A 22,103-nucleotide genomic window follows, 5' to 3' on the forward strand; every position below is an offset into this window, starting at 1 on the left:
CGCTTCAAATATCAATCAGCACACTGCTTTTTATACCAGACACAAAAAAGCGCGATAACTCTATGAGCTATCGCGCTTTTGCTTTTAGGCTGCGTTAACCATTGGCAAGCACATTATTGTTTAGTAATGACTCAACGATCTCGTTTGAACTCAGACCGTTAAAGTCCAGCGCATCACCTAAGTGTTCAACCACGATGGTTTGATGCACATTGGTGTCGGTCGTGATGTTCAACGATACCGCTTCTGTAGATGCGTCATAATCCGCTGAGATATGTCCTAACAGATCATCCATATCGATCATTGGGCTGTTCAGGTCAGAGATCACTTCACGTAAATCAATCATGTCTTCGTTCACCGTAAAGTCAGTGATGGTATCCACTGCCCCTTCATCAACCGAATCCACTGTCCACTTGAAGGTATCGCTGCCGTCACCACCAGTTAGGATGTCTGAGCCTAGACCACCGATAAGCACATCATCACCATCGCCACCTACGATAAGGTCGTCGCCTTCCCCACCGATTAAGTTAATGCCTGTGTCTCCACCAACTAGATAACTGTCGTCCGTTGCGCTTGACTGATCAATATCGTCGTTATCACCGCTCACATCCAAACTAATTTGGACAGGCGAAGACTGCGCTTCATCACCATTCGATTCTGTTGATATCGCAGTAACCGAAATGTCGTAAGAACCGATATCAATACCACTGTTGGTATCCGTCGCTACAATTTCTAGTGTATCAATTTCATCACTTGGTACTGTCCAAGTGGTGCCATCGAAGCTAATGCCTGATGGAGAAACACCGCTTGTCACCTCTGCACTAGCAGGTACACCCGTTAGTTCCAGTGAAAGCACCTCGTCAATGTCGGTCAACGCCGCCATGATGCCCACAATTGCAAGGCCTTGACTGCTCGCGGTTTGGCTAGCAGCAATTTGACGAATGTAGTTAAACTGAGGATCGATACCCAGTGTTGGGGCATCAGCCACAGGGGTCACATTGATGGTGAAGTCTTGATTCGCTTCCAATGCTGTACCCGATGCATTTTCAAAGTACACGCCGTTGTCTTCGACTTTCACCGATAAGGTGATAGAAGCGGCATCAACGTCTCCTGCATCCACAAAAACGCCCTCAGAAGCATCTGTCGCACCAAGAACGGAGTTAATGTTATCTGGTGTACCCATTAGGATAATTTCACCAAACATTCCCGCACCTACAGTGACACCGCTGCCTGCCGGCGGCTCAACACGAACGTCACCTTCAGTCACCGCTAGAGTCACCGTCATGATTTCGTTCGCCTGTGCACCAGTGAAGTCGATGTCACTTACACTAATTCCCGTAATTTTCTGGCCATCGGCTTCGTTGATCGTATCCGTTACCGACGTAGCTGTGATTTCAGGTGCATCATTGGTTGCTTCAACATTCAACACCGCTGTGCCAGCAATTGTGATTGGGTCTGGCGCACCGTTAGTGGTTCCGTCATCTGTGATTTCATAAGTGAAATTAACGTCACCAAAGAAATCTGCAGCAGGTTCAAACGTCCATTCTGTCGCATTAATTTGCGTTAACGTACCCGCCGAAGGATCCGCCAGAGCAACACTACTAATGGTCAAGTTGTCCGATTCAGGGTCGCTCGCATTACTCAGAAGTTCTGTCGCAGTAATCGTCACTGCGCCACCATCTTCTTCCGTGCTGCTTAGCGTTACTTCAGATGTCACCGGAGAATCGTTCACCTCGGTGACTTCAAAGGTTGCCGTTCCTGACACTGTCTGAGGATCCGAAGTACCATTCGTCGTACCGTCATCGGTAATGGTATAAGTCAGATTCACCGTGCCGTTGTAGCCCGGAGCTGGTGTAAATGACCATGTACCTGAGACGTTATCGAAATCCAATGTACCGCTACTTGGGTCGACCAATTGAACGCTACTCACTGTCAACGTGTCGTTCTCAATATCAGAGGCATTCGCCAACAAATCAGCTTGGGTAATCTCAACCGCCGCACTGTCTTCCGCAACATCAGAAAGTGTCACTTCAGACGTTGTTGGTGCATCGTTTACTTCCGTTACATTGAAAGACGCGCTGCCATTAACCGATTTAGGATCGGATGCACCATCTGTCGTGCCATCATCTGTAATGGTGTACGTGATTTCAACTGGACCGTTGTAATCTGGCGCTGGAGTAAACTCCCACTCACCAGTACCGCTGTTGAAAGTAATGCTACCCGAACTTGGATCGGTTAACTGAACATTACTAACAGTGAGGTTGTCGTTTTCTACGTCTGTCGCATTCGCAATAAGATCCGCTTCAGAGATAGAGAACACACCACTGTCTTCTTCAATATCCGGTAGCGTCACTGGCGTAGTTTCTGGGGTATCGTTCACCGCTGTCACTTCAATATTGAAGCTGCTGCTGTTGGTATTTAGGGTGTCATCTACCCCACCAATCACGATACCTTCATTGCCTTGGTCATCGACAGTCACGTCCACCTGAACGTCACCAAAGAAGTTCAGGTCTGGATTGAACTCAATCAGGCCGTCTGCAATGGCATTGTTTAGATCGGCCACAGTGCCTTTCAGTTCAACGGAGTCCGTACCATCACCGCTCACGGTTAGGTTGTAAGTGGTGATGAGCGTTGGGTTGAGCTCCAAGATACCGCTGTCTACGTTAACATTGAGCACATACTCAGCGTTCGGATCATCTAACACCGCATCAACGTCTGTGATGCTGAAGCCATCAAGCAGTAACGGAGTATCCTCTTGCGTTTCAACATCCACTGTATTCACGAACTCTGGGCGGTCGTTAACAGCTTCTACCTCGACATTAACGTCGAACTCTTTCGGTGTGCCTAGGCTTTGACTTCCATCTAAGCCAGTATCAACGGCCTGCACTTTAAACTCTAATGTGCCATTCCAAGAGTTATCGTTGCGATCGCCAGAGTTAAAGACCACTTTATCCAGATCTTGAGCATCAATCTCTAGAACGAACACACCGCCACCTAGGTCGGCAAATGTAGTGCCGTCGGTAAGTTCAATGCTTGCACCATCTGGCACATTCGCGATTTCTACACGAAGTGTTTCTGGATCGTTTTCTTCATAATTCGCACCATCACCAATCGACTCTTGGTTATCAACCACAAGAGCATTGATATTGATTTCAATGTCTTCACCCTCATTACCTGAAACTAAGGTATCTGGGTTAACATCAACATCATCACCAATTGGCTCAATGGTGACTTTGAAGCTGCCAGTGTGCTCTGTCGGTACTTTGAGCAGTTCTTCTTGAGTAAATACCGTAATACCAATATCAACTTCACCACTGAAGTTCTTTGGAGGTTGAATCTGAATCCCACTTAAATCAATCGACGTTTGGCTCGGATCACTCAGCTGAATACTCCATTCACCACCACCGTTGTTTTTCACTGTAAAGTCAGATGAGTTTGAAATCACAATAAAGTCAGTTGGCAACCCTGTTAGTTTCAAGGAAACAAACTCTTCCGAGCCATCGTTGTCATTTAAGCTAACCGTAAGCCCAGAGCCAGACTGACTGAGTGATATCAACGTGTCTTCATCACCCGTAATTTCAACTGGTTGTGTCGGATCCGCACCACTGATCGTTATCTCATCGACAACAGGTGTAATCTCAAACGACACATTATCAGTGAAGGTCCGAACATCCGTATCATCACCAGGATTAATCAAGGTTGTATCATCAATGATCGCTGTATCAGTGATCTCCCCTTCGATATTAATCTGAACGGTATTTTGACCACCGCCTACTGGGTAGTTTTCTTTCGGCTTAAACAGCACTTCATCTAGAGCACCTGCAGCAATTTCAGCAGCACTGAATTCGATGCTGGTACCCAATGAGTTGCCACTCGCGTCAACAAACTCACCTAACGTCGTATCGTCAAGCGTGAGTTTAATGCTGGTAAGTGTTTCTCTACCTGATTGTAAGTTGTTGCGATTGTCTGCAAAGTCGACGTTCAAGTTAAGTTGAATCAAACCATCTTCGTAGCCAATACCATCGTTAGTCGGAACATCATTGTTAAGGTCGTTCACTGGTTGCTTGTCAGCATCTAGACCGAGCGTGCCCGTAATATCGACCGTAACATCTGGTGTCACATTGTTATCTAATGGTTGGTCACCAGATGAACTTGGCACGTCAGCGATTGGCAATACTTGAACCGGAATGAGCTCGGTGATCATCTTCTCATCACCAGAATCGGTATCCGTGGTGACAAAAGTAACTGGCAGCGTAAAGTCTCCCGCCCAGTCACGTGCGACCGTCAATGTGAGTCCATCTAGACCAGTTATGTTTCCGCTCGCATCAACTGTCGCTTGGAATACAAACTTACCATCGACAAAATCAACGTCTGAACCACTTATTGTTAGGCCCGGTGCAACATTTGGCGATGATGGGTCAATAACAAGAGTAAGGACATCCTCAACACCATCGGCATTGACTGTTGTGACTTTTGCGGCCAACTGAGTACCGAAATCGACAACATTATCTTCGTTGCCATCAATCTGAACGGTATCATCCACTTCAATTTCTGCAGCAACGCTCGTTTGCGGCGTAATTGTGGTCGGGAATTCTAACGTAATATCAGTCTGACGCTGTACCGTCGCATCTTCTTCTACAGTGTCTTCGCCAAGGTCATTAACCAAAGCAAAAATCGTCAAACCAATAGAAGAGATGCCACCATTATCCGCATCATCACTGTCGTCGTTAGGAGTCAGGTCTAAGCCTGCTGGCGCGATAATCGTAAAGTTTTCTTCGTCAGTGATCGTCCAACGGCCATTACCTTCATTCGACGCACCAACAATAATCAACTGGTCGAGTACTTCTGGGTCAATGTTGTTGAATTGCACAACAAGTTGGGTGACCACCTCATCAGACGAACTATCAAACTCTTGATACTTGATGATGTTGGCACCGGTTTGTCCGCCTGCACTGGTATTAATGGTGAAATCGATGTGACCTTGAGCATCAGCCCGAACTACATCGGTCGTTGTACCACCCGATTCTTCAACCAGTAGACGAGTTTGATCAGCGACATCACCTGTTAAGTCCTCTGGTTCAACAACCGGATTCACTTGAACATTGACTGTACCGTTAATCACGGTAGATGCGATGCCCTCACCCGGATTGCCTGAGTCGACATACTCTGCATCAATTTCTTTCACCGTCACCTGTGTACTCAAGCTAAAGTCAGTACTTGAGTCCTGTTCAAGCTGGACTTGAATATAGCCATCTTGAGTGATTCTGGCAGAGAAGTCTTGCTCTGATTCGTTAGTTCCCGGAGTGAGCGTGATGCTGCCACCTGTCACGGTTTGCGCGACACCGTCAACATAAACAGTACTGCCATTTGGGAAACCACTAATTGTTAGAGCAGCAAAGAATTCGTCCGCATCCGGGCTTTGCGTTGCTGTCGGCTCCCAATCAATATTAATGCGCGTGTCTTCGTTGCCTTCAGAGCTAACAACATAGTTGTCTTGAGCATCAATCACAGGGGCAACTTTAACGCGGATTTCACCAGTTACCTCACGCGTATGACCATCGTTCTCAGTCACGATAGTAGTTGCTGTGATGGTAATATTTTCTGTCGATGACGCTTCAGGTCGAATAACGATGCCCGAGTTTACGTTAACATTGGTAATGTTTGCTTCGTAAATCGGTTGGCCTGCTCCATCGTATCCAACAAACGTCAGGTCGATAGAGGCACCATCGTTATCAAACAGTTCTACACCATCAGGGATATTAGACAGCAGTACCGTGATGGATTCTGAACTATCAGCGGGATTGTCTTTCAGCTCTCCTGAAACCACGCTAAACGCGAGATCAACTTGACCGTTCTCATCGATTTCGGCTTCGATTCCTCGAACGGTACCATCATCGAACACATTCCAAATGCCAGTTTTATCGTTCAGTTCGATGTCTGGGATATCCGCAACACCTTTCACCGATACAATCACCGATTGCGTGCCCAAAGAACGAATGTCCTGAGCGGCGCCCCCCGATAGAGAGGCGTTATCTTTCACAATACCTTCTACATCAAACGTGAAGTCTTCGTTACTGTGTAATGGAGGAAGCACTTCAACATTAGCAAGGCTTGATTCTGGAATTTCGTAGTAAAGAACATTACCGCCACTGTCTGTAACTGCATTGATTTGGCTTGGATTTGCTGTATCAAGCCAAACCAACGTCACACCATCAATGGAGAAATTGTCAATGCGTACAAACAGTTCTTCAGAGCCATCAATATCATCTGATGGGCTCATCGTAATGACCTCGCTCAACTGAAGCGGATCGTGGTCTGTCACAGGGTCGACGGTATCTTGAGTTCGAGCGTTATCCTCAAAAATGTTGATGCGATTTACCACAAAGTCTGCTTGGTCAGCGACAGGGTTAACGTCAATCACAATTTCTTCGGTTTCAGAACGCGCTGTTTCTTTGCCCGTCAGAGGGTTATTACTCTCAGTCGTAATCGCGGTTACATCTAGCTTAATTTGGCCAGAGAAGTGCTCCGAAGGATCCACTTCAACCTCGTCAATACGACTCGCATCCACTAGGTATTTGCCACCCGCTTCAGGAATAGGTGTACCATCTGAATAAACCAACGTCGCATTGTCTCCACCCTCGGTAAAGACAAGTTCATATACGATGGACTCTGGGTTGCTGATATCTTGCGTGTTCGCTTCAATGTCTAACTCAACATTGTTGCCATCTTCATCAACGGTGTAATCGAAGGTGCTGCTAGCGTTCCATGTTGCAATATCTGCAACCGCATCAACTTCAATATCCAAGCGACCATTAATCGTATGGTCTGGCGTACCATTGTTAAGAATTTCCACACGGATACGAGGATCGATACCAGAAGCATCGGTTGACGAATGGCGATCTGGTACAAAGTACAAGTTATCTAGCGAGACAAGCTCACCATTGAATGACTGCTCGACATTTGATGCATCAAGAACAACCGTATTACCGACAGGTGTTAGTTCAATGTAGTTGCCGCTACCGTCTCGATAATAGAACGTACCGTTGTGGGTACTGGCATCTCGAATAGTGATGTCACCTAGGCTCTCGTTACGATCGATATCATGCAAATCGATAACCAAATCGACTTTCGCCGGCGTTACATCCAAGGTTGATAGGTTATCTTGGGTATTTGCAGAATCCACGCCTGCGACAACACCACCACGACCTTGGTCCTCAAATGCAGTGACGGTTGACGTATTAATCTGCGCATTTCGGTCCGTGATTGAGATATCAACATCTGCATCACTAGTATCACCGTCACCATCGGTTGCAACGACGTTGATGGTGAAATCAATCGAATCGGTTTCTGTATGGTCAAGATCGTCATTCGGACGGAAAGACACGCGGCCGTCAGTTCGAACAATCAAACGACCGATTTCTGTATCCACTCCGTCAAGAACCTTGTGAACGAACACAATTTGGTTGCTGCCGTTCAAATCAACAGAATCCGAGTCAACACCGTTTTGCTTGAAGTAAATGCCTGAATCATCAGCCGAGAATGAAGTCACCTGTGCGCCGTCAGCACCAAGATCATCATCACCTTCTACAGGGTCTCGGAATAAGCGAACCGTGCGGTTTCCTTGTCCCTCAACACGTGAAATAGACGCATCGTACAAGGTTGGAACATCATCGGTAATCGTCACTGGTAAGTTAATACCGGCTGTATCGCCATCGACATCGGTCGCGAAGACTGGAAGATCGAGTATGAGTGCATCTTCGCCTTGGGTTGAGTGGTCTAGCGCACCCTCAAGCGTAAACTTGTAAGAGCCGTCAGCGTTCAAAACTAGCGTGAACACTGAGTTACCATCCGGTGTTTGACCTTGATAAGTAAAGTTGTTGTTGCTTACCGCGGTTTGAACTAACGTCACCGCGAGACCACCTGAAGTGACTCCCGGGATCGGGTTAGAAGTAAGATCCAACTGGTAAGAGACAACCGTATCTGCCCCTTCAACCGTATCGAAATTACCTGTTGCTTCTAGGCTGTCTTTGTTGGTTGCCTGAGAGCCATTAGCGAGATCATCCTCGTCAACAGCCAAAGCATCTGCTGATGTAATTTCAGGAATGTCATCAACAATGGTGATTGGAAGGTTCAGTGATGATGACGTATCACCATCAAAATCTGTCACTGTAATTGGGATATCAATGACAAGGTTGTTTTCACCTTGAACAGCATCATGGTCGATTGGTCCCAATAGTTCAAATTGGTAACTGTCGTTATTCGCATCAAGAGACAACGTGAAGATCTTAGTTGATGTACCAGTGATGACCGCTTCGTAACTGGTTACACCACCAACCGAGCTCACCACATTCAACTCGATGCTGTTGCCGTTCGAAGTTAAGCCAGACACAACGGCATTGAGGTCAGAAACTTGGTAACTGACAATCTCATCCGCACCATCAACGACTTCAAATCCACCGGTTAATACCGTTGAATCGCTACTTGTCGTGTCTGAGCCACCAGCAAGATCATCTTCATCGACTGTTTGTTGGCTAGAGTCTGTCACTTTCACAATCGCTGGAACATCGTCCACCACGGTGATCGGCAAGGTGATGTTATTGGACACATCGCCGTCAAAATCGGTCGCGTTGACTGGGAAGTTGATGACTAACGAGTTCTCATCGTTACCCGTAGGATGATCAAGTGCGCCCAACAGTTCAAATTCATAACTGTCTGCTGAACCATTTAGCGTCAGTTTAAAGACGGTGTCCGTCGTACCTTGTACATAAGCTCGGTACTCAATCACACCGTTTGAGTTTGAAAACTCAACCAACTCAAGCGGTTGACCACCTGACGTAAGTCCAGAAACAGGCGACGTTAAGCTATCCAACTGGAAGCTAACGATAGAGTCGGCACCATCCGTAACGTCAAAGTTGCCACCAATGATATTGGATTCTGGCGTGTCGTCCGAACCTTGGCTTGGAATATCATCCTCATCCACAGACAAGGTACTACCAGAGCTAATAGCATCAATGGTTGGTTTGTCATCTACGATGGTCACTGGCAAGGTCGCAGTGATGGTATCGTTGTCGCCATCTGTAATCTTCACAGGTAGATTCAACAAAATCTCATCAGAGTTAACCGCGTGATCTAACTGACCAGATAACTCAAAGTCGTATTTACCATCTTGATGAAGTGTCAACGTGAAGATCGTCACTCCACCCGGAGTTTGTCCCACGTAAACAAGCGCGTCAGCAGTTGAGGCACTAGCGTCTTGAGAAAGTGTTACCTCTTCTCCACCCGATTTCAGATTCGGGATAGGATTTGAGCTCAGATCCAATTCGAAAGCATCAATACCATCTGCGCTAGTGACTTCGAACTCACCTGATACCGTTAATGGCTCTTTCGTTCCATCAGAACCAAGAGGTAAGTCATCTTCGTCGACACGTAGACTTTCAATATTGGTAACCACTGGAACATCGTCCACTACGGTAATTGGCAATGTGAAGGCTGGTGAAGTATCACCATCATTGTCTGTCGCCGTCACAGGGAGGTTAATAACAATCTCGTTTTGCTGATTACCATCTGGATGATCAAGCGGCTTCTGTAAATCGAACTCATAGGTGTTATTCGTTGCATCCAACGTCAGTTCGAACACCACTTCAGCAGGATTGCCAGCGACACCTTGGTATACGTTCACGCCGTTTGCGCTAGAAGACCGAACTAAGGTGATAGCTTCACCATCTGAAGTCAGTGACGCAACAGGCGTGGTCAGGTCACTCAGTTGAATAGAAGCAACTTGGTCAGCACCTTCGGTGATATCAAAAGTACCTGAAATAACAGTATCTTCTGCACTTGCAGCATCCGTACCTGCTGGTAGGTCATCTTCATCAACAGTCTGTTCACTGCCTGCTAGTAAACCATCAATGGTCGGAACATCATCCACAACCGTAATTGGTAAGGTGATGTTGTTCGACACGTCTCCATCAAAGTCAGTCGCGTTTATCGGTAAATTGATGACCAGTTCATTTTGGCCATCAGCATTTGGATGATCGAGAGGAGCAAGCAAATCGAACGTGTAGCTATCATCAGAAGCATCGAGAGTCACACGGAATACTGGTGTCGTCGTGCCATCGATACGAGCTTCGTAAACTGAAACGCCACCTGCGTTTGATACTTCAACCATAACCAGAGATTGACCACCAGAGGTCAGGCCTTGTACTGGCATCGTCAGGTCAGAAACGCTGTACTCCACAATGCCATCAGAGCCATCAGTCGCGATGAAGTTACCTGCAATGCTGTTCGACTGCGTACCATCAGATCCGACTGTTGGGATATCGTCCTCGTCAACCGTTTGCACACTTGTTGCTTCGATGCCACCAAGTGTCGGTTTGTCATCAACGATCTTGACAGGAATTGTCTCAGCAGACGTGTCGCCATCAAAGTCGGTTGCGATGATTGGGAAGTTCAGTGTCAGCTCGTCACTATCTACCGCGTGGTCGATTGGACCTTCTAGCGTGAAGTTATAAGAGCCATCGGTATTCACTGTCAGCGTAAAGACCGCTTCAGTCCCCGCTGCCGCTTCGTAAGTAAAGCTACCATCGCCGTTTGCGGTTTCCGTCAGTGTGACTGCCACGCCTTGTGATGTGAGTCCAGCTACTGGTGTTGCAGAAGCATCGAGCTGATAGCTCACCACTCGGTCCGAGCCTTGTGTGGTGGTGAAGTTGCCATCGATTGAAATCGGGTCAGTCTGATCTGAGCCAATCGTGCTTAAGTCATCTTCATCAACGGTAATCGCATCGACATCGGTAATAGCCGGTTTATCATCCACGATGGTGACTGGGATCGTTTCTGTGGTGGTATCACCATCAAAATCCGTCGCGATGATTGGGAAGTTCAGTGTCAGCTCATCACTGTTGGTCGCATGGTCGATTGGACCTTGAAGCGTGAAGTTGTATGAACCATCCGTATTCACGGTCAGCGTGAAGACAGCATCGGTTCCCGCAGTTGCTTCATAAGTGAAGCTACCGTCGCCGTTTGCAGTTTCCGTCAGCGTCACTGCCACACCTTGCGATGTTAGGCCATCAACTGGCGTTGCAGCCGCATCCAATTGGTAGCTTACTACCCCGTCAGAGCCTTGCGTTGTAGTGAAGTTGCCATCGATTGAAATTGGATCTGAGCCATCAGAGCCAATCGTCGCTAGGTCATCTTCATCCACACGGATTGCGTCTACGTCAGTGATGGTTGGTTTATCATCAACGATGGTGACAGGTAGTGTTTCCGTCGACGTGTCGCCATCAAAATCTGTTGCGATAATCGGGAAGTCGATTTGTAGACTGTCACTATTCACCGCATGGTCTAGTGGGCCCTGCAGAGTAAAGGTGTAGCTGCCGTCTGGCTTCACCACCAATTCAAATACGTCATTGCCATTTGCTGTGGCAGTGTAAGTAAAGCTGCCGTCGCCGTTAGCAGTTTCAGCAAGCACGACAGGCTCACCATGAGAGGTCAACCCTGCTACTGGATCTGCCGTTGCATCAAGCTGGTATTTAACAACGCTGTCTGAGCCTTCAGTTGTGCTGAAAGAGCCCGACATAAACGCATCATCGTTTTGGTCTGAGCCAATTGTAGCGAGATCATCTTCGTCTACTTTCAGTGGAACAACGTTATTAATGGTTGGAACGTCATCAGTAATCGTGACTGGAATGGTCGCGGTCGTCGTATCGCCATCAAAGTCTGTTGCAATGATTGGGAAGTTCAGTACTAACTCGTCGCTGTTTAACGCGTGATCGATTGGCCCTTCCAGACGGAAGTCATATGTACCGTCAGCATTCACATTCATGGTGAAGACAGGATTGCCATCCGCAGTTGCCACGTAAGTGAAGCTGCCATCGGCATTCGCAGTCTCTACCAAAATAACAGGCTCACCTTGAGAAGTTAAACCTGAAACAGGATCAGAAGTTGAATCAAGTTGGTAGCTCACCACTCGGTCTGAACCTTGAGTAGTCGTAAACGCGCCTTCAACAAACACAGCGTCAGTTTGGTCTGAGCCAATACCTGATAAATCATCTTCGTCTACAGCCAGAGGCACGACATTATCAATGATTGGTGCATCATCCGTAATCGTGACTGGAATGGTTGCCGAAGTCGTATCACCATCAAAATCGGTGGCAATAATTGGGAAATCAATCGTCAGGCTGTCGCTGTTAGCTGCATGGTCAATCGGACCTTGCAGCGTAAAGTCGTACGTACCATCTGTTGCGACATTCAACGTGAAGACAGGATTGCCGTCAGCGGTCGCAACATAAGTAAAGCTGCCGTCGCCATTCGCGGTTTCCACCAAGATAATCGCCTCACCTTGAGAGGTCAGCCCCGCAACAGGATCAGCGGTTGAATCCAGTTGATAGCTCACCACTCGGTCAGAGCCTTGAGTGGTGGTAAACGCGCCTTCAACGAACAGATCGCCGCCAGGGTCGGAACCCACACCGCTAAGGTCATCTTCATCGACACTCAACGCATCCACCGCTGTGATGGTCGGTACATCATCAACAATCGTGACTGGAATGGTTTCTGTGACAGTGTCGCCATCAAAGTCGGTTGCGATAATTGGGAAGTTCAGTGTCAGCTCATCACTATCAACAGCGTGATCAATTGGCCCTTCAAGCGTGAAGTTATAAGAGCCATCAGTATTCACTGTCAGCGTAAAGACCGCATCAGAGCCCGCTGTTGCTTCGTAGGTAAAGCTACCATCACCATTTGCGGTTTCTGTCAGTGTGACAGCCACGCCTTGCGACGTTAAACCGTCAACCGGTGTTGCAGAAGCATCAAGCTGGTAACTCACCACTCGGTCTGAACCTTGTGTGGTGGTGAAGTTACCATCAATAGAAATCGGATTGCTTTGGTCTGAGCCAATTGACGCTAGATCATCTTCATCAACCGTGATTGCGTCGACGTCAGTAATAACTGGCTTATCGTCCACGATCGTCACAGGGATAGTGGCGTTTGTGGTATCGCCATCAAAGTCGGTCGCGATGATTGGGAAGTTGAGCGTCAACTCGTCACTATCTACCGCGTGGTCGATTGGACCTTCTAGCGTGAAGTTGTAAGAGCCATCAGTATTCACTGTCAGCGTAAAGACCGCTTCAGTACCCGCTGTCGCCTCGTAAGTGAAGCTTCCATCACCGTTTGCGGTTTCAGTCAGCGTGACGGCCGCGCCTTGTGATGTGAGTCCAGCCACTGGTGTTGCAGACGCGTCAAGCTGATAGCTCACCACTCGGTCAGAGCCTTGTGTGGTAGTGAAGTTGCCATCGATTGAAATCGGGTCAGTCTGATCTGAACCAATCGTGCCTAAATCATCTTCATCAACGGTAATTGCATCGACATCGGTAATGGTTGGCTTATCATCCACGATGGTAACAGGCAGTACGATTTGGCTTGTGTCACCATCGAAATCGGTAGCAATAACACTAAAATCAAGGGTTAAGCTATCGCTATTTGCCGCATGGTCGATTGGACCTTGCAGCTCAAAACTGTACGAGCCATCAGTATTCAAAATTAATGTGAAAACTGCACTGCCATTTGCCGTTGCGCTGTAGGTGTAACTGCCGTCTGCATTTTGCGTTTCGGCAATGGAGACGGTTTGACCTTGAGATTGCAGGCCATTTAAAGGATCAGCGTTTACATCCAACTGATACTGTACGACGCCATCAGAACCCTGAGTCGTCGTGAACTGACCTTCAACCAGCGTTGGCTGTGATTGGTCAGAGCCCACCGAACTTAAGTCATCTTCATCGACGGTAAGAGCAACAACGTCGTTAATGGTTGGCACATCATCAGCAATGGTTACCGGTAAAACGAGTGAACTGGTGTCACCGTCAAAGTCCGTTGCGACAATATTGAAGTCTAAAGTTAAGCTATCACTACCCACAGCATGATCAATTGGACCTTCAAGGGTAAATGAATAAGAACCGTCAGGGTTCACTTGTAAGGTGAAGATAGCGTCCCCTTCTGCTGTTGCAGAATAGGTAAAGCTGCCATCTGAATTGGTTGTTTCCGTCAGAGAGATAGATCGACCCTGTGATTCCAACCCATTGAGTGGATCAGTGCTGCTCTCTAATTGATAACTTACGACACGGTCTGAGCCCTGAGTCGTCGTGAAGTTGCCTTGCGCGAGCACAGAGTCGCTTTGATCGGAGCCTATGCTTGATAAATCATCTTCATCGACGGCTAGCGCATCAACGCCATCAATCGTAGGAACGTCATCTTGAACTTGAATGACAACTTGCGCCGCTTCTGGTGTGTTCGAACCGTCGGTAATCGAGGAGCGGTCGCCATCTGCATCTACCGCATAAACTGGCAGTGAGAAAGTAAGCGAGTCATCATTAGCACCCGTATGGTCGAGTTGTTCATACAAGTTGAATTGGTATTCGCCCAATGCAGGCGCATCAATCGCCACATCAAATACGGTAATACGCACACCATCCAGCTCGATGAAGCCTTCGTAAGTACGTACGCCGTTACTCTCGGACGCTAGTTCTAGTTGAACAACCTGCCCTTGAGATTGAAGTTCTCCACCAACATTAAACTCTGTAGGTTCCAACTCATAGTGATCAATGATGTCACTTCCGACCGCTGTCGTGATCGACCCAGTCCCACTTGTTACTGTCGCGCCTTCCTGTGAACCTTGGTCAACACCCGCCTCGTCTAAAGACAATCCCGTCACGTTCTCAATCACTGGATTATCGCCATCGAGGATGGTCATCGTAAAGATGTTGCTTGCCGTATCTTGGTCAAAGTCGACGATTGTGGTTGGCAAAGAGAGCTCAATCGTATCTTCACCGTTTGTTTGTTCTAACGGCTTAAATTGCTCAAATTGGTAGGTACCATCAGTATTCAGACTGATGGTTAAGACGGTTTCATTCGAGCCAGCAATGGACAAGGTGATAGTACTGCCGTCTTCAGAGAGTACCGCTTCTGTCGCCTGATTATCACTCAGTAGGCCATCAAATTGACTAAGTCCTTCTTGATTAAACGTGACCGTTGCCAATTGATCACTACCAATATCAACAAAGGTGCCAGTGATTGGTGTAGAAGAAGACTCAACGTTTTCAAAAGTAACGTTTTGCGGCGCAGGATCATCGCCATCAATAACGGTTGTCGTAAAGTCAATAGGCGCTTGAATGCTGTTACCACCAATATCTGCGCCTGTAATATCAAAAGCAATATTGATTTGATCACCGACGATCGATACTTGGCCATCAGCAACAGACGCAACATGGTCAATACCTTGGCTAATCGTGGTAACGACCTCTAACTCTAAATCACGGCCTAAAGATGTCGCTTCGATCTCGATACGAAGCACTTCGTTACCTTCTTGAGTACCGATAATGGCATTTTGCGCTTCGTCATAAACGAACGCCACTGGCTGACCACCAGAGGTAATATCACTGTTAAGCTCAGTTAACAAAGACTCTAAAGAAGACGTTTCAGGTACAAATGAAGCAGTATCAAGTGCGAGATCCCCTGCTTCAACCAGCACATTAGATGAAATGGTTTGCGGGTAGCTTGATAGAGAAATTGAGCCTTCTGTTACTTGAGAAGAGAGAGACTGACCGCCGTCAGCAAAAATGGTGATGTCGAGGCCATCAATGTCATCATCGGTTTCGGTATCACCGCTTGGAGCCGATGTCTCGAAGAAGGTTGATGCGAGTACTTCAGGATTGTTGTACTCAATGGTAACAAAGCCCGCATTCGCAGAACCGGAACCACCACCTCCGCCAGGACCTGCAGCGGTTGCTTCTAAAATGGCGGTAGGGTCGGCACCTTCCAAAATGGCTTGTTGAATCGCAGCCACGTCTTCTGCACCAAACTCAGCGTCTGCCGCTGCCGTTGGGTCAACATTGACTTGTCCGTCAACAGGCGCTTGAACGACCGCTTCCGTCGGTGCTGCTTCAGGTGTCGGCGCTGGTATGCACGCCACACAATTCTCGTCTACTAGATAGAGAGAACCTTCCGCTATCACTTCAATTGAAGCGCCATTTTCCGTGATGATTATATCACCCGGAACCAATACATCTCCGACGTTAATCGCTCTAACCTTCCCCTCAAGGTTTAAAGCGTAAACATCCCCTTTGACAGCATCTACTAATACTTCCTGCGGCACAGCTTGTGTACTCATCTGACCCCCGCTAAATGGCTAACGTCTTAACGTTAGACCTTTATAAATTATTTTAGTTTATCGGAATGTGATTCACATTTTCTCATAGGTCGATTTAACTAACTATTGAGTCAATAAACAATCATATTTTGCACTTTCGTTAATCAGTAGAAACGAAATCAGTATATAGTCACAATTATGTGACACCTTAACCAGAGTGATACCACAACCAAGCATATGAAAATAATAGACTATTAATAAAAGCTTAGTATTTATAAATAAAAAGACGAAGTGACGTGAAATTATGAAGTTAAAACTAATCCGCCCGTACCGATAAGAAGCGGCAAAAATGCGAACAGAATATCGTAGCTTGAAGATCGTTTCGCAAGTCGGATAAGGAAAGGTGAAGAGAAAAACATTACCATCAAATACTGAACGACATAGTCAGAAGGAATAAGAATCAGCATCAAGACATGTGTTAATACGTGGATAGCCACTCCCCACGAATGAGGTTTGGTACGCATCATCAAGGCAAATGAAAACAGAAAGCTAATGGCAACAGGCATAAATTACACTTAATTAATAATAATTCTCATTTTCAATATTATGTTATTGTCCTTATTCCTTCAACTCAGTTTTGTCTATTGTTTGTATCGCTATTATCAATCAACATAATAAGTAAAATTATCAATGAATTTTTTCCTAAACGTTTGCGTAATCGCTAACCTTCTCTTAACCTTGATTTGAGGCTTTCATCACGGTTTTTCCATTGCTATAGTTCACCCATCAAAACGAACAAGACCATTCGAGGCATGGAGCTTCCTCGTTAATCTCAAGATGAGAAGAAGTGGTACCGACAAAATTCGGCAGATTTAAGAGGGTCAAATAATGGAAATGAACATGGTTGAGATTCTAGGCTACGCGGCTTCTATCATGGTTGCTATCTCACTAACTATGAAAGATATCGTTAAGCTTCGTATCCTTAACTTTATCGGCTGTGCACTTTTCACAGCGTACGGTTTGATGATCGATTCATGGCCAGTAGTTCTAACTAACGGTTTTATTGCATGTGTTAACGTGTACTTCCTTGCTAAAATGCAGCAGGAAAAAAAAAGCCTAGCGCCTGAAGAAGCCTAGGAAAAACGATTTTGGAAAGCCCGTAAGTATCATGCTTACGGGCTTTTTTGTTTTTGGTCGCGAGTCTCGATTCGCTTTCGCTAGCGTATCCAGTTCAACTTCAGAGTTTCGCGGCGGGAGAACATTTCTACATGAACCGACACAACGCCCTTCACTTTTTCTAATGACTCTTCAGAGTCCGCCTCACAAGTTATCAGTAAACGGTCCCCTTCTAACTTAAACTCCGTATTTCCAACAGGAAATGTCACCAAACCTTTTTCATCATTCCAAGTCGCCGGCACTTTACGTGCGAAGTGGCGACACAAAGTCACGAGATATTTCGCCGCATGCTCACTTTCAATTACAGTGGTTTCTTTGATCAATTTCAGTCCCTCGTCCCTTTCATAAAAAAGAGCTCTCGTACGAGAGCCAAACATCTAAGGTTGTTGTTATTGCCCTTAGAGTTAGAATTGATAAGCGGCAGACAACTTGTAGTTACGCCCTGGTTCGTAATCGTCTAACGTAATCCCCCTTGCTGTGCCTGAGCGAGAGGCGTGGGATGTGTGGAGCTCATCAAATACGTTATCAATACCAAAGGTGACCGATAGCCCGTCAACGTTAGAAGGTACCCATTGTGCATACAAGTTATGAACATCGTAACAGTCTTTCTTAGGTTGACCGTCAAACACGTTATCTTCCTCAAGCACAAACATTGAACTCCAGCCGAAAATGGTTTCTAGCGAATCAGATTGGTAATCCAGCGTTAAAGCGATGCTGTCACCCATGTCAATACTACGGCCATTACCACCCGCTACTGGGCCGCCCGTATCTTTGTTCTTTGTATCCGACTTAGAGTAAGACAGCTTGCTGCCAAAGCTTTCGTAACCATAGAAAGCACTCGCTTCAAAACCTTTGATCTCGACATCACCTTCATTGTAAATAAGGTATGTTTGAGTCGCTCCTTGATACGCTTCTGCAATGTAGTCATCAATATCGGTTTGGAACACGGTTAGGTTTGCGCCAAATGTGTGTTCATTTACCGTCTTATTGAAACGAACACCACCTTGGGTGTTGAGTCCCGTTTCTGGCTTCAAACCATCTTGTAGATAAGCCACATCTTGGTAAGCAATAAAGGTTTCCATTAACTCTGGACCTTTAAACAGCGAGCGAGAACTTGCAAACAACGTCCAGTCTTGTGTTACTGCCCACTCTGCCGCTAGTGCCCAGGTCACCTCGTCGTAATCGTTGTTACCTGTTTCTGCTTTGCGTTGGTAGTCGTCAAATCGTAGGCCAGCTGTGATCGAAAGCGCGTCCGAAATAAAGAATTGGTCTTCGACGAACAAAGCTGTAGAAACTGCAGATTCATCCATGAACTTGCTGCTGCCATAGTAACTTTCAGAAGTCTTATCCATGTAATCAAGGCCGTAAGTCGCGCGATGATCAAAGTTCCCCAGAGTGAGCAATGATTGGAATTTTGCGCTTAAGCCAATGTTCTGATTTTTCGCGGTATTTTTCGATAAGCGGTTTGCTGGCCAACGCGGCGCCATGACAGATTCATCACGGACGATTTCGGTTGCAGTGTTATATAACGTGACGTCCCCTTGGTGTTGCTCACCACGAAGCTCATAACTTAATGTGACCGTGTCACGATCATAATCGGTTGGAATCAGAAGCTCACTCGACAAACCGTTATTGGCATCACCAGACATATCAGGGCGTGGGTTGTAATCACCACTGTCACGATACATATCGTATGAGATTTCTAGTCGGTGAATATCGCCAAACTCATAACCGAGCTTACCTAAGATGTTGTAAACATCCCCTTCCGCACCAAAGGTTTTGTTACCATCACCATCTTTAAAGTCATCACGTGTTACGTAGTGACCATAGACCATCGCGTCCACGTTTTCAGACAGCAATCCATATAGCGTTAGAGAACCTTGTTGGTTGTCGTTAGACGCATAACCGCCATAAACGCGAGCACCAAAGTTTTCATCGTAACGCAGCAGATCACGAGCATCTTTAGTCTCAAAGTACACCGAACCGCCAAGACCGCTTTGGGTAACTGAGTTATTACCCACTTGGATATCTGCTGACTTTAGAATGTCTGGGTTGAGTGTAAGGTTACCAATATGGTGGAACATATTGGCGTGCTGAGAGGCACCGTCTAAACGGATATCAAGATCGGTTTCACCCAGACCACGAATCGTAATACGTTGATTGACAGAGTGTGTACCACCTACGTCAACGCCAGGAATATCACGAAGCAAATCAGACATGTGGTCAGCTTGTTTAAGCGACATGTCGTCGGCAAACATTGATTCGGTGTTACTGGATACCTTCGTGCCCCACACCACTACCTCTTCGAAATGAGAATCTTGATCTTGGGCTAAAGCAGGATGAGCAAGTGCCACCCCGACTGCTAGGCATAGGCTTGAAAGCTTAATTGGTGAGCTAACTGGGCTTTCCATAAACGTCTCCCTAAATATAAATGATAATAATTCTCATGCATGATAGGATCGCTATTGATAAATACAAAGACGAATCACTTATGCGAAATCGCATAGGTGTTATGAGGAAACGTCAAATGGCGGAAGAGACCAAAAAAAGAACTAAAATTGCCAAAGTGGCTCTAACCAAAAAGCTTGAGCAGACGGAAAAACAGATCATTGTAACCCAAGGTCAAAGCAACCAAACCCAACTCGCGGAAGGTCAATTCCTCTCCTACCAATACAACGACCAAATCTTTGTTCATGGCGGACGTTGCATTGAATTAGTCGATTCGAATATCGTTTCAACCGCACATTCTGCACTACTGATTACCATTCTGTTGGAAGGGAAACTTTCTTTTGGTTACGATGACCTCCAATTTGATTTTGATGCAAGCAAAGCCCCACAAGGCGTAGTTGTTAACCTAGCTAAGCCTGCAAACTTCCGCCGCTCGCTGATTCAAAACAACCGAATGAATAAGATTAATATTCTTATTAAGCCACATTGGTTGGAATCGAGAATGGCGGGACGTTGCGGTCACAAGCGCTTTATTGAAACTCACCAAGCCTTTTACACACTGAAGCTTAACGAGACGTTAATTGATTTGACACGAGCTCTCACTCAACATGAGTCTCCGACAAACATGAAAGATCGTATAGCGGTAGAGAGTTTAATTTACCAAGTGCTCTCCCACTCTATCGGGCAAATGCCAGACGACTACTGCGCAGAGTGTGAAGAGAAAAAGCGTTCTGGCGATGCTCGAATCGAGGATGTCGTCAGTTATATTGAGACGCACCTCGAAGAGGATTTAACCTTAGAGCGCTTAGCAGAACAGTTCTCGATGAGCGTCTCTAACCTCCAGCGTCGCTTTAAACAATCTTTTAATATGACCATCAACGGTTACATCCGTCACCGCCGGTTGGAGATTGCTCGTCAGCATTTGGAGCGTGGATTAGTCACCATCACAGAAGCTGCATATGAGGCGGGTTACCACCACCCATCGAACTTTACCAACGCCTTCAAGAAAGTGTTTGGTGTTCCGCCGCACGAGGTCGTAAACAGCCATTGATGGTATTCGTGTCAACGCCACAAAATAGGTTTGCTCTCAAAGCCATTTGGGAAGATAAACACTTGGCGTTATACTCGCGAGAAAGGTTTTCTGAAATACAGAGGTCATCATGAATATTGGTGCAGTTGCGAAATTAACAGGGTTGTCTTCTAAGTCGATTCGTATGTACGAAGACAAAGGCATCATCTCGTCACCAGCTCGCAGCGATTCAGGCTATCGCGAATATTCTGACAAACACATCCAAGAGCTCAACCTTGTTTCCCGAGCGAAAAACGCAGGATTCTCACTACAAGAATGCAAAGAATTTGTGCAACTAGCGCACAATCCAAATCGCAAGAGCAGCGAAGTGAAAGCGCGTACGATGGATAAGCTTCATGAGGTTGAGCAAAAGATCGCTCACTTGTTGGAGATTAAAAAGCAATTAGAAGGTTGGGTTTCATCTTGCCCAGGCGATGCCGAGAGCCGATGTCCAATCATTGACGAGCTCACCAAGTAAGCTCGCCAACATTTCTCATTTCGTTTTAATTTAATGAATGTAGCTTTAATGGTAAGTGCACATACGCTTGCCATTAAGCTCAATGATATTAAAAGGTGTCTCGTAGATATCTTCTAGCGTGGATGCCTGAATCACCTCCTCTACTTTGCCAGTCGCAACCACTTTGCCCTTCTTCAACGCAAGGATCTCGTCGGAGTAACAAGCCGCAAAGTTAATATCATGAATCACTACGACCATGGCTTTATTCATATCGTGAGCAAGGCGCTGAACGACTTTCATGATCTGCAATGAGTGTTTTATATCAAGATTATTCAATGGCTCATCAAGGAAAACATAGTCCGTATCTTGGGCAATCACCATCGCAATAAACGCCAGCTGTCGTTGACCACCACTCAATTCATCTAAGAATTTATCTTGAATTTCTTTCAGGTCTAAGTAGTCAATTGCTTGCTCGATGATCGCATGGTCATCTTTGGACAAGTTGCCTTTTGAATAAGGGAATCGCCCAAACGAGACCAATTCTTTTACGGTAAAACGCATCGTGATCGTGTTTGCTTGGCGCAACACCGCCAGTTTTTTTGCGAGCTCTTTGGTGTCCCATTCTGCAATCTCTTTGCAGTCGATCATGACACTACCACCATCTCGCTCGGTCAATCGTGACGCCATGGACAGCAAGGTACTCTTTCCTGCTCCGTTTGGACCAATAATCGATGTCACCTTCCCTTTCTCAAATTGGGTATCCGCACCATCAACCACTTTGTTGGAACCAAATGCTTTGGTTAATTTATCTATAACTATCATGT

Annotated in this window: 8 protein-coding genes; 3 read left to right on the forward strand and 5 right to left on the reverse strand. The window is 46.3% G+C overall.

Going from position 1 to position 22,103, the window contains the following annotated elements; genetic code table 11:
- Positions 1–94: 94 nt before the first annotated feature.
- Together KJB05_RS24385 and KJB05_RS24390 are read right to left on the reverse strand one after the other, a co-directional pair.
- Positions 95–16,150 carry a retention module-containing protein gene (locus KJB05_RS24385; RefSeq protein WP_208445157.1) on the reverse strand — a complete coding sequence of 5,352 codons (16,056 nt, stop codon included), beginning with the start codon at positions 16,148–16,150 and terminating at the stop codon, positions 95–97.
- A 281-nt stretch (positions 16,151–16,431) separates the two neighbouring features.
- On the reverse strand, positions 16,432–16,695 hold the full coding sequence (locus tag KJB05_RS24390) for a hypothetical protein (RefSeq protein WP_009704152.1): 264 nt from the start codon (positions 16,693–16,695) through the stop codon (positions 16,432–16,434).
- Positions 16,696–17,017: 322 nt separating this feature from the next.
- On the opposite strand from KJB05_RS24390, the gene KJB05_RS24395 reads away from it, so the two are divergent.
- Entirely contained in the window at positions 17,018–17,266 is a 249-nt protein-coding gene (locus KJB05_RS24395) for a YgjV family protein (protein ID WP_005431786.1), read from the forward strand.
- Positions 17,267–17,346: 80 nt separating this feature from the next.
- Here KJB05_RS24395 and KJB05_RS24400 read toward each other — a convergent pair whose 3' ends face one another.
- Together KJB05_RS24400 and KJB05_RS24405 are read right to left on the reverse strand one after the other, a co-directional pair.
- Positions 17,347–17,628, reverse strand: a complete 282-nt coding sequence (locus KJB05_RS24400; RefSeq protein ID WP_208445156.1) for a DUF2218 domain-containing protein — start codon at positions 17,626–17,628, stop codon at positions 17,347–17,349.
- Positions 17,629–17,709: 81 nt separating this feature from the next.
- The gene (locus KJB05_RS24405) at positions 17,710–19,716 is read right to left on the reverse strand and encodes a TonB-dependent siderophore receptor (RefSeq protein ID WP_208445155.1); all 2,007 of its coding nucleotides are present in this window, start codon (positions 19,714–19,716) and stop codon (positions 17,710–17,712) included.
- 116 nt (positions 19,717–19,832) lie between these two features.
- Here KJB05_RS24405 and KJB05_RS24410 point away from each other — a divergent pair, with 116 nt between their 5' ends.
- Both KJB05_RS24410 and cueR read left to right on the forward strand, forming a co-directional pair.
- A complete protein-coding gene (locus KJB05_RS24410) occupies positions 19,833–20,804 on the forward strand; it encodes an AraC family transcriptional regulator (RefSeq protein ID WP_208445154.1) in 972 nt (323 codons plus the stop codon).
- Positions 20,805–20,913: 109 nt separating this feature from the next.
- A complete protein-coding gene (cueR, locus tag KJB05_RS24415) occupies positions 20,914–21,300 on the forward strand; it encodes a Cu(I)-responsive transcriptional regulator (protein ID WP_005437780.1) in 387 nt (128 codons plus the stop codon).
- A gap of 45 nt (positions 21,301–21,345) precedes the next feature.
- Here the strand turns inward: cueR and vctC are convergent, their stop codons facing one another.
- Positions 21,346–22,101 carry an iron chelate ABC transporter ATP-binding protein VctC gene (gene vctC, locus KJB05_RS24420; protein ID WP_039989758.1) on the reverse strand — a complete coding sequence of 252 codons (756 nt, stop codon included), beginning with the start codon at positions 22,099–22,101 and terminating at the stop codon, positions 21,346–21,348.
- Positions 22,102–22,103 lie beyond the last annotated feature (2 nt).

Source organism: Vibrio sp. B1ASS3, from assembly GCF_905175355.1.
In the GTDB taxonomy this organism is placed as follows: Bacteria; Pseudomonadota; Gammaproteobacteria; order Enterobacterales; family Vibrionaceae; genus Vibrio; species Vibrio owensii.

Excerpts from the sequence above, each read along its gene's own strand:
- KJB05_RS24395 (WP_005431786.1), top strand. The coding sequence starts at position 17,018 with ATGGAAATGAACATGGTTGAGATTCTAGGCTACGCGGCTTCTATCATG.
- KJB05_RS24385 (WP_208445157.1), bottom strand. The coding sequence starts at position 16,150 with ATGAGTACACAAGCTGTGCCGCAGGAAGTATTAGTAGATGCTGTCAAA.
- KJB05_RS24410 (WP_208445154.1), top strand. The coding sequence starts at position 19,833 with ATGGCGGAAGAGACCAAAAAAAGAACTAAAATTGCCAAAGTGGCTCTA.
- KJB05_RS24390 (WP_009704152.1), bottom strand. The coding sequence starts at position 16,695 with ATGCCTGTTGCCATTAGCTTTCTGTTTTCATTTGCCTTGATGATGCGT.
- cueR (WP_005437780.1), top strand. The coding sequence starts at position 20,914 with ATGAATATTGGTGCAGTTGCGAAATTAACAGGGTTGTCTTCTAAGTCG.
- KJB05_RS24405 (WP_208445155.1), bottom strand. The coding sequence starts at position 19,716 with ATGGAAAGCCCAGTTAGCTCACCAATTAAGCTTTCAAGCCTATGCCTA.
- vctC (WP_039989758.1), bottom strand. The coding sequence starts at position 22,101 with ATGATAGTTATAGATAAATTAACCAAAGCATTTGGTTCCAACAAAGTG.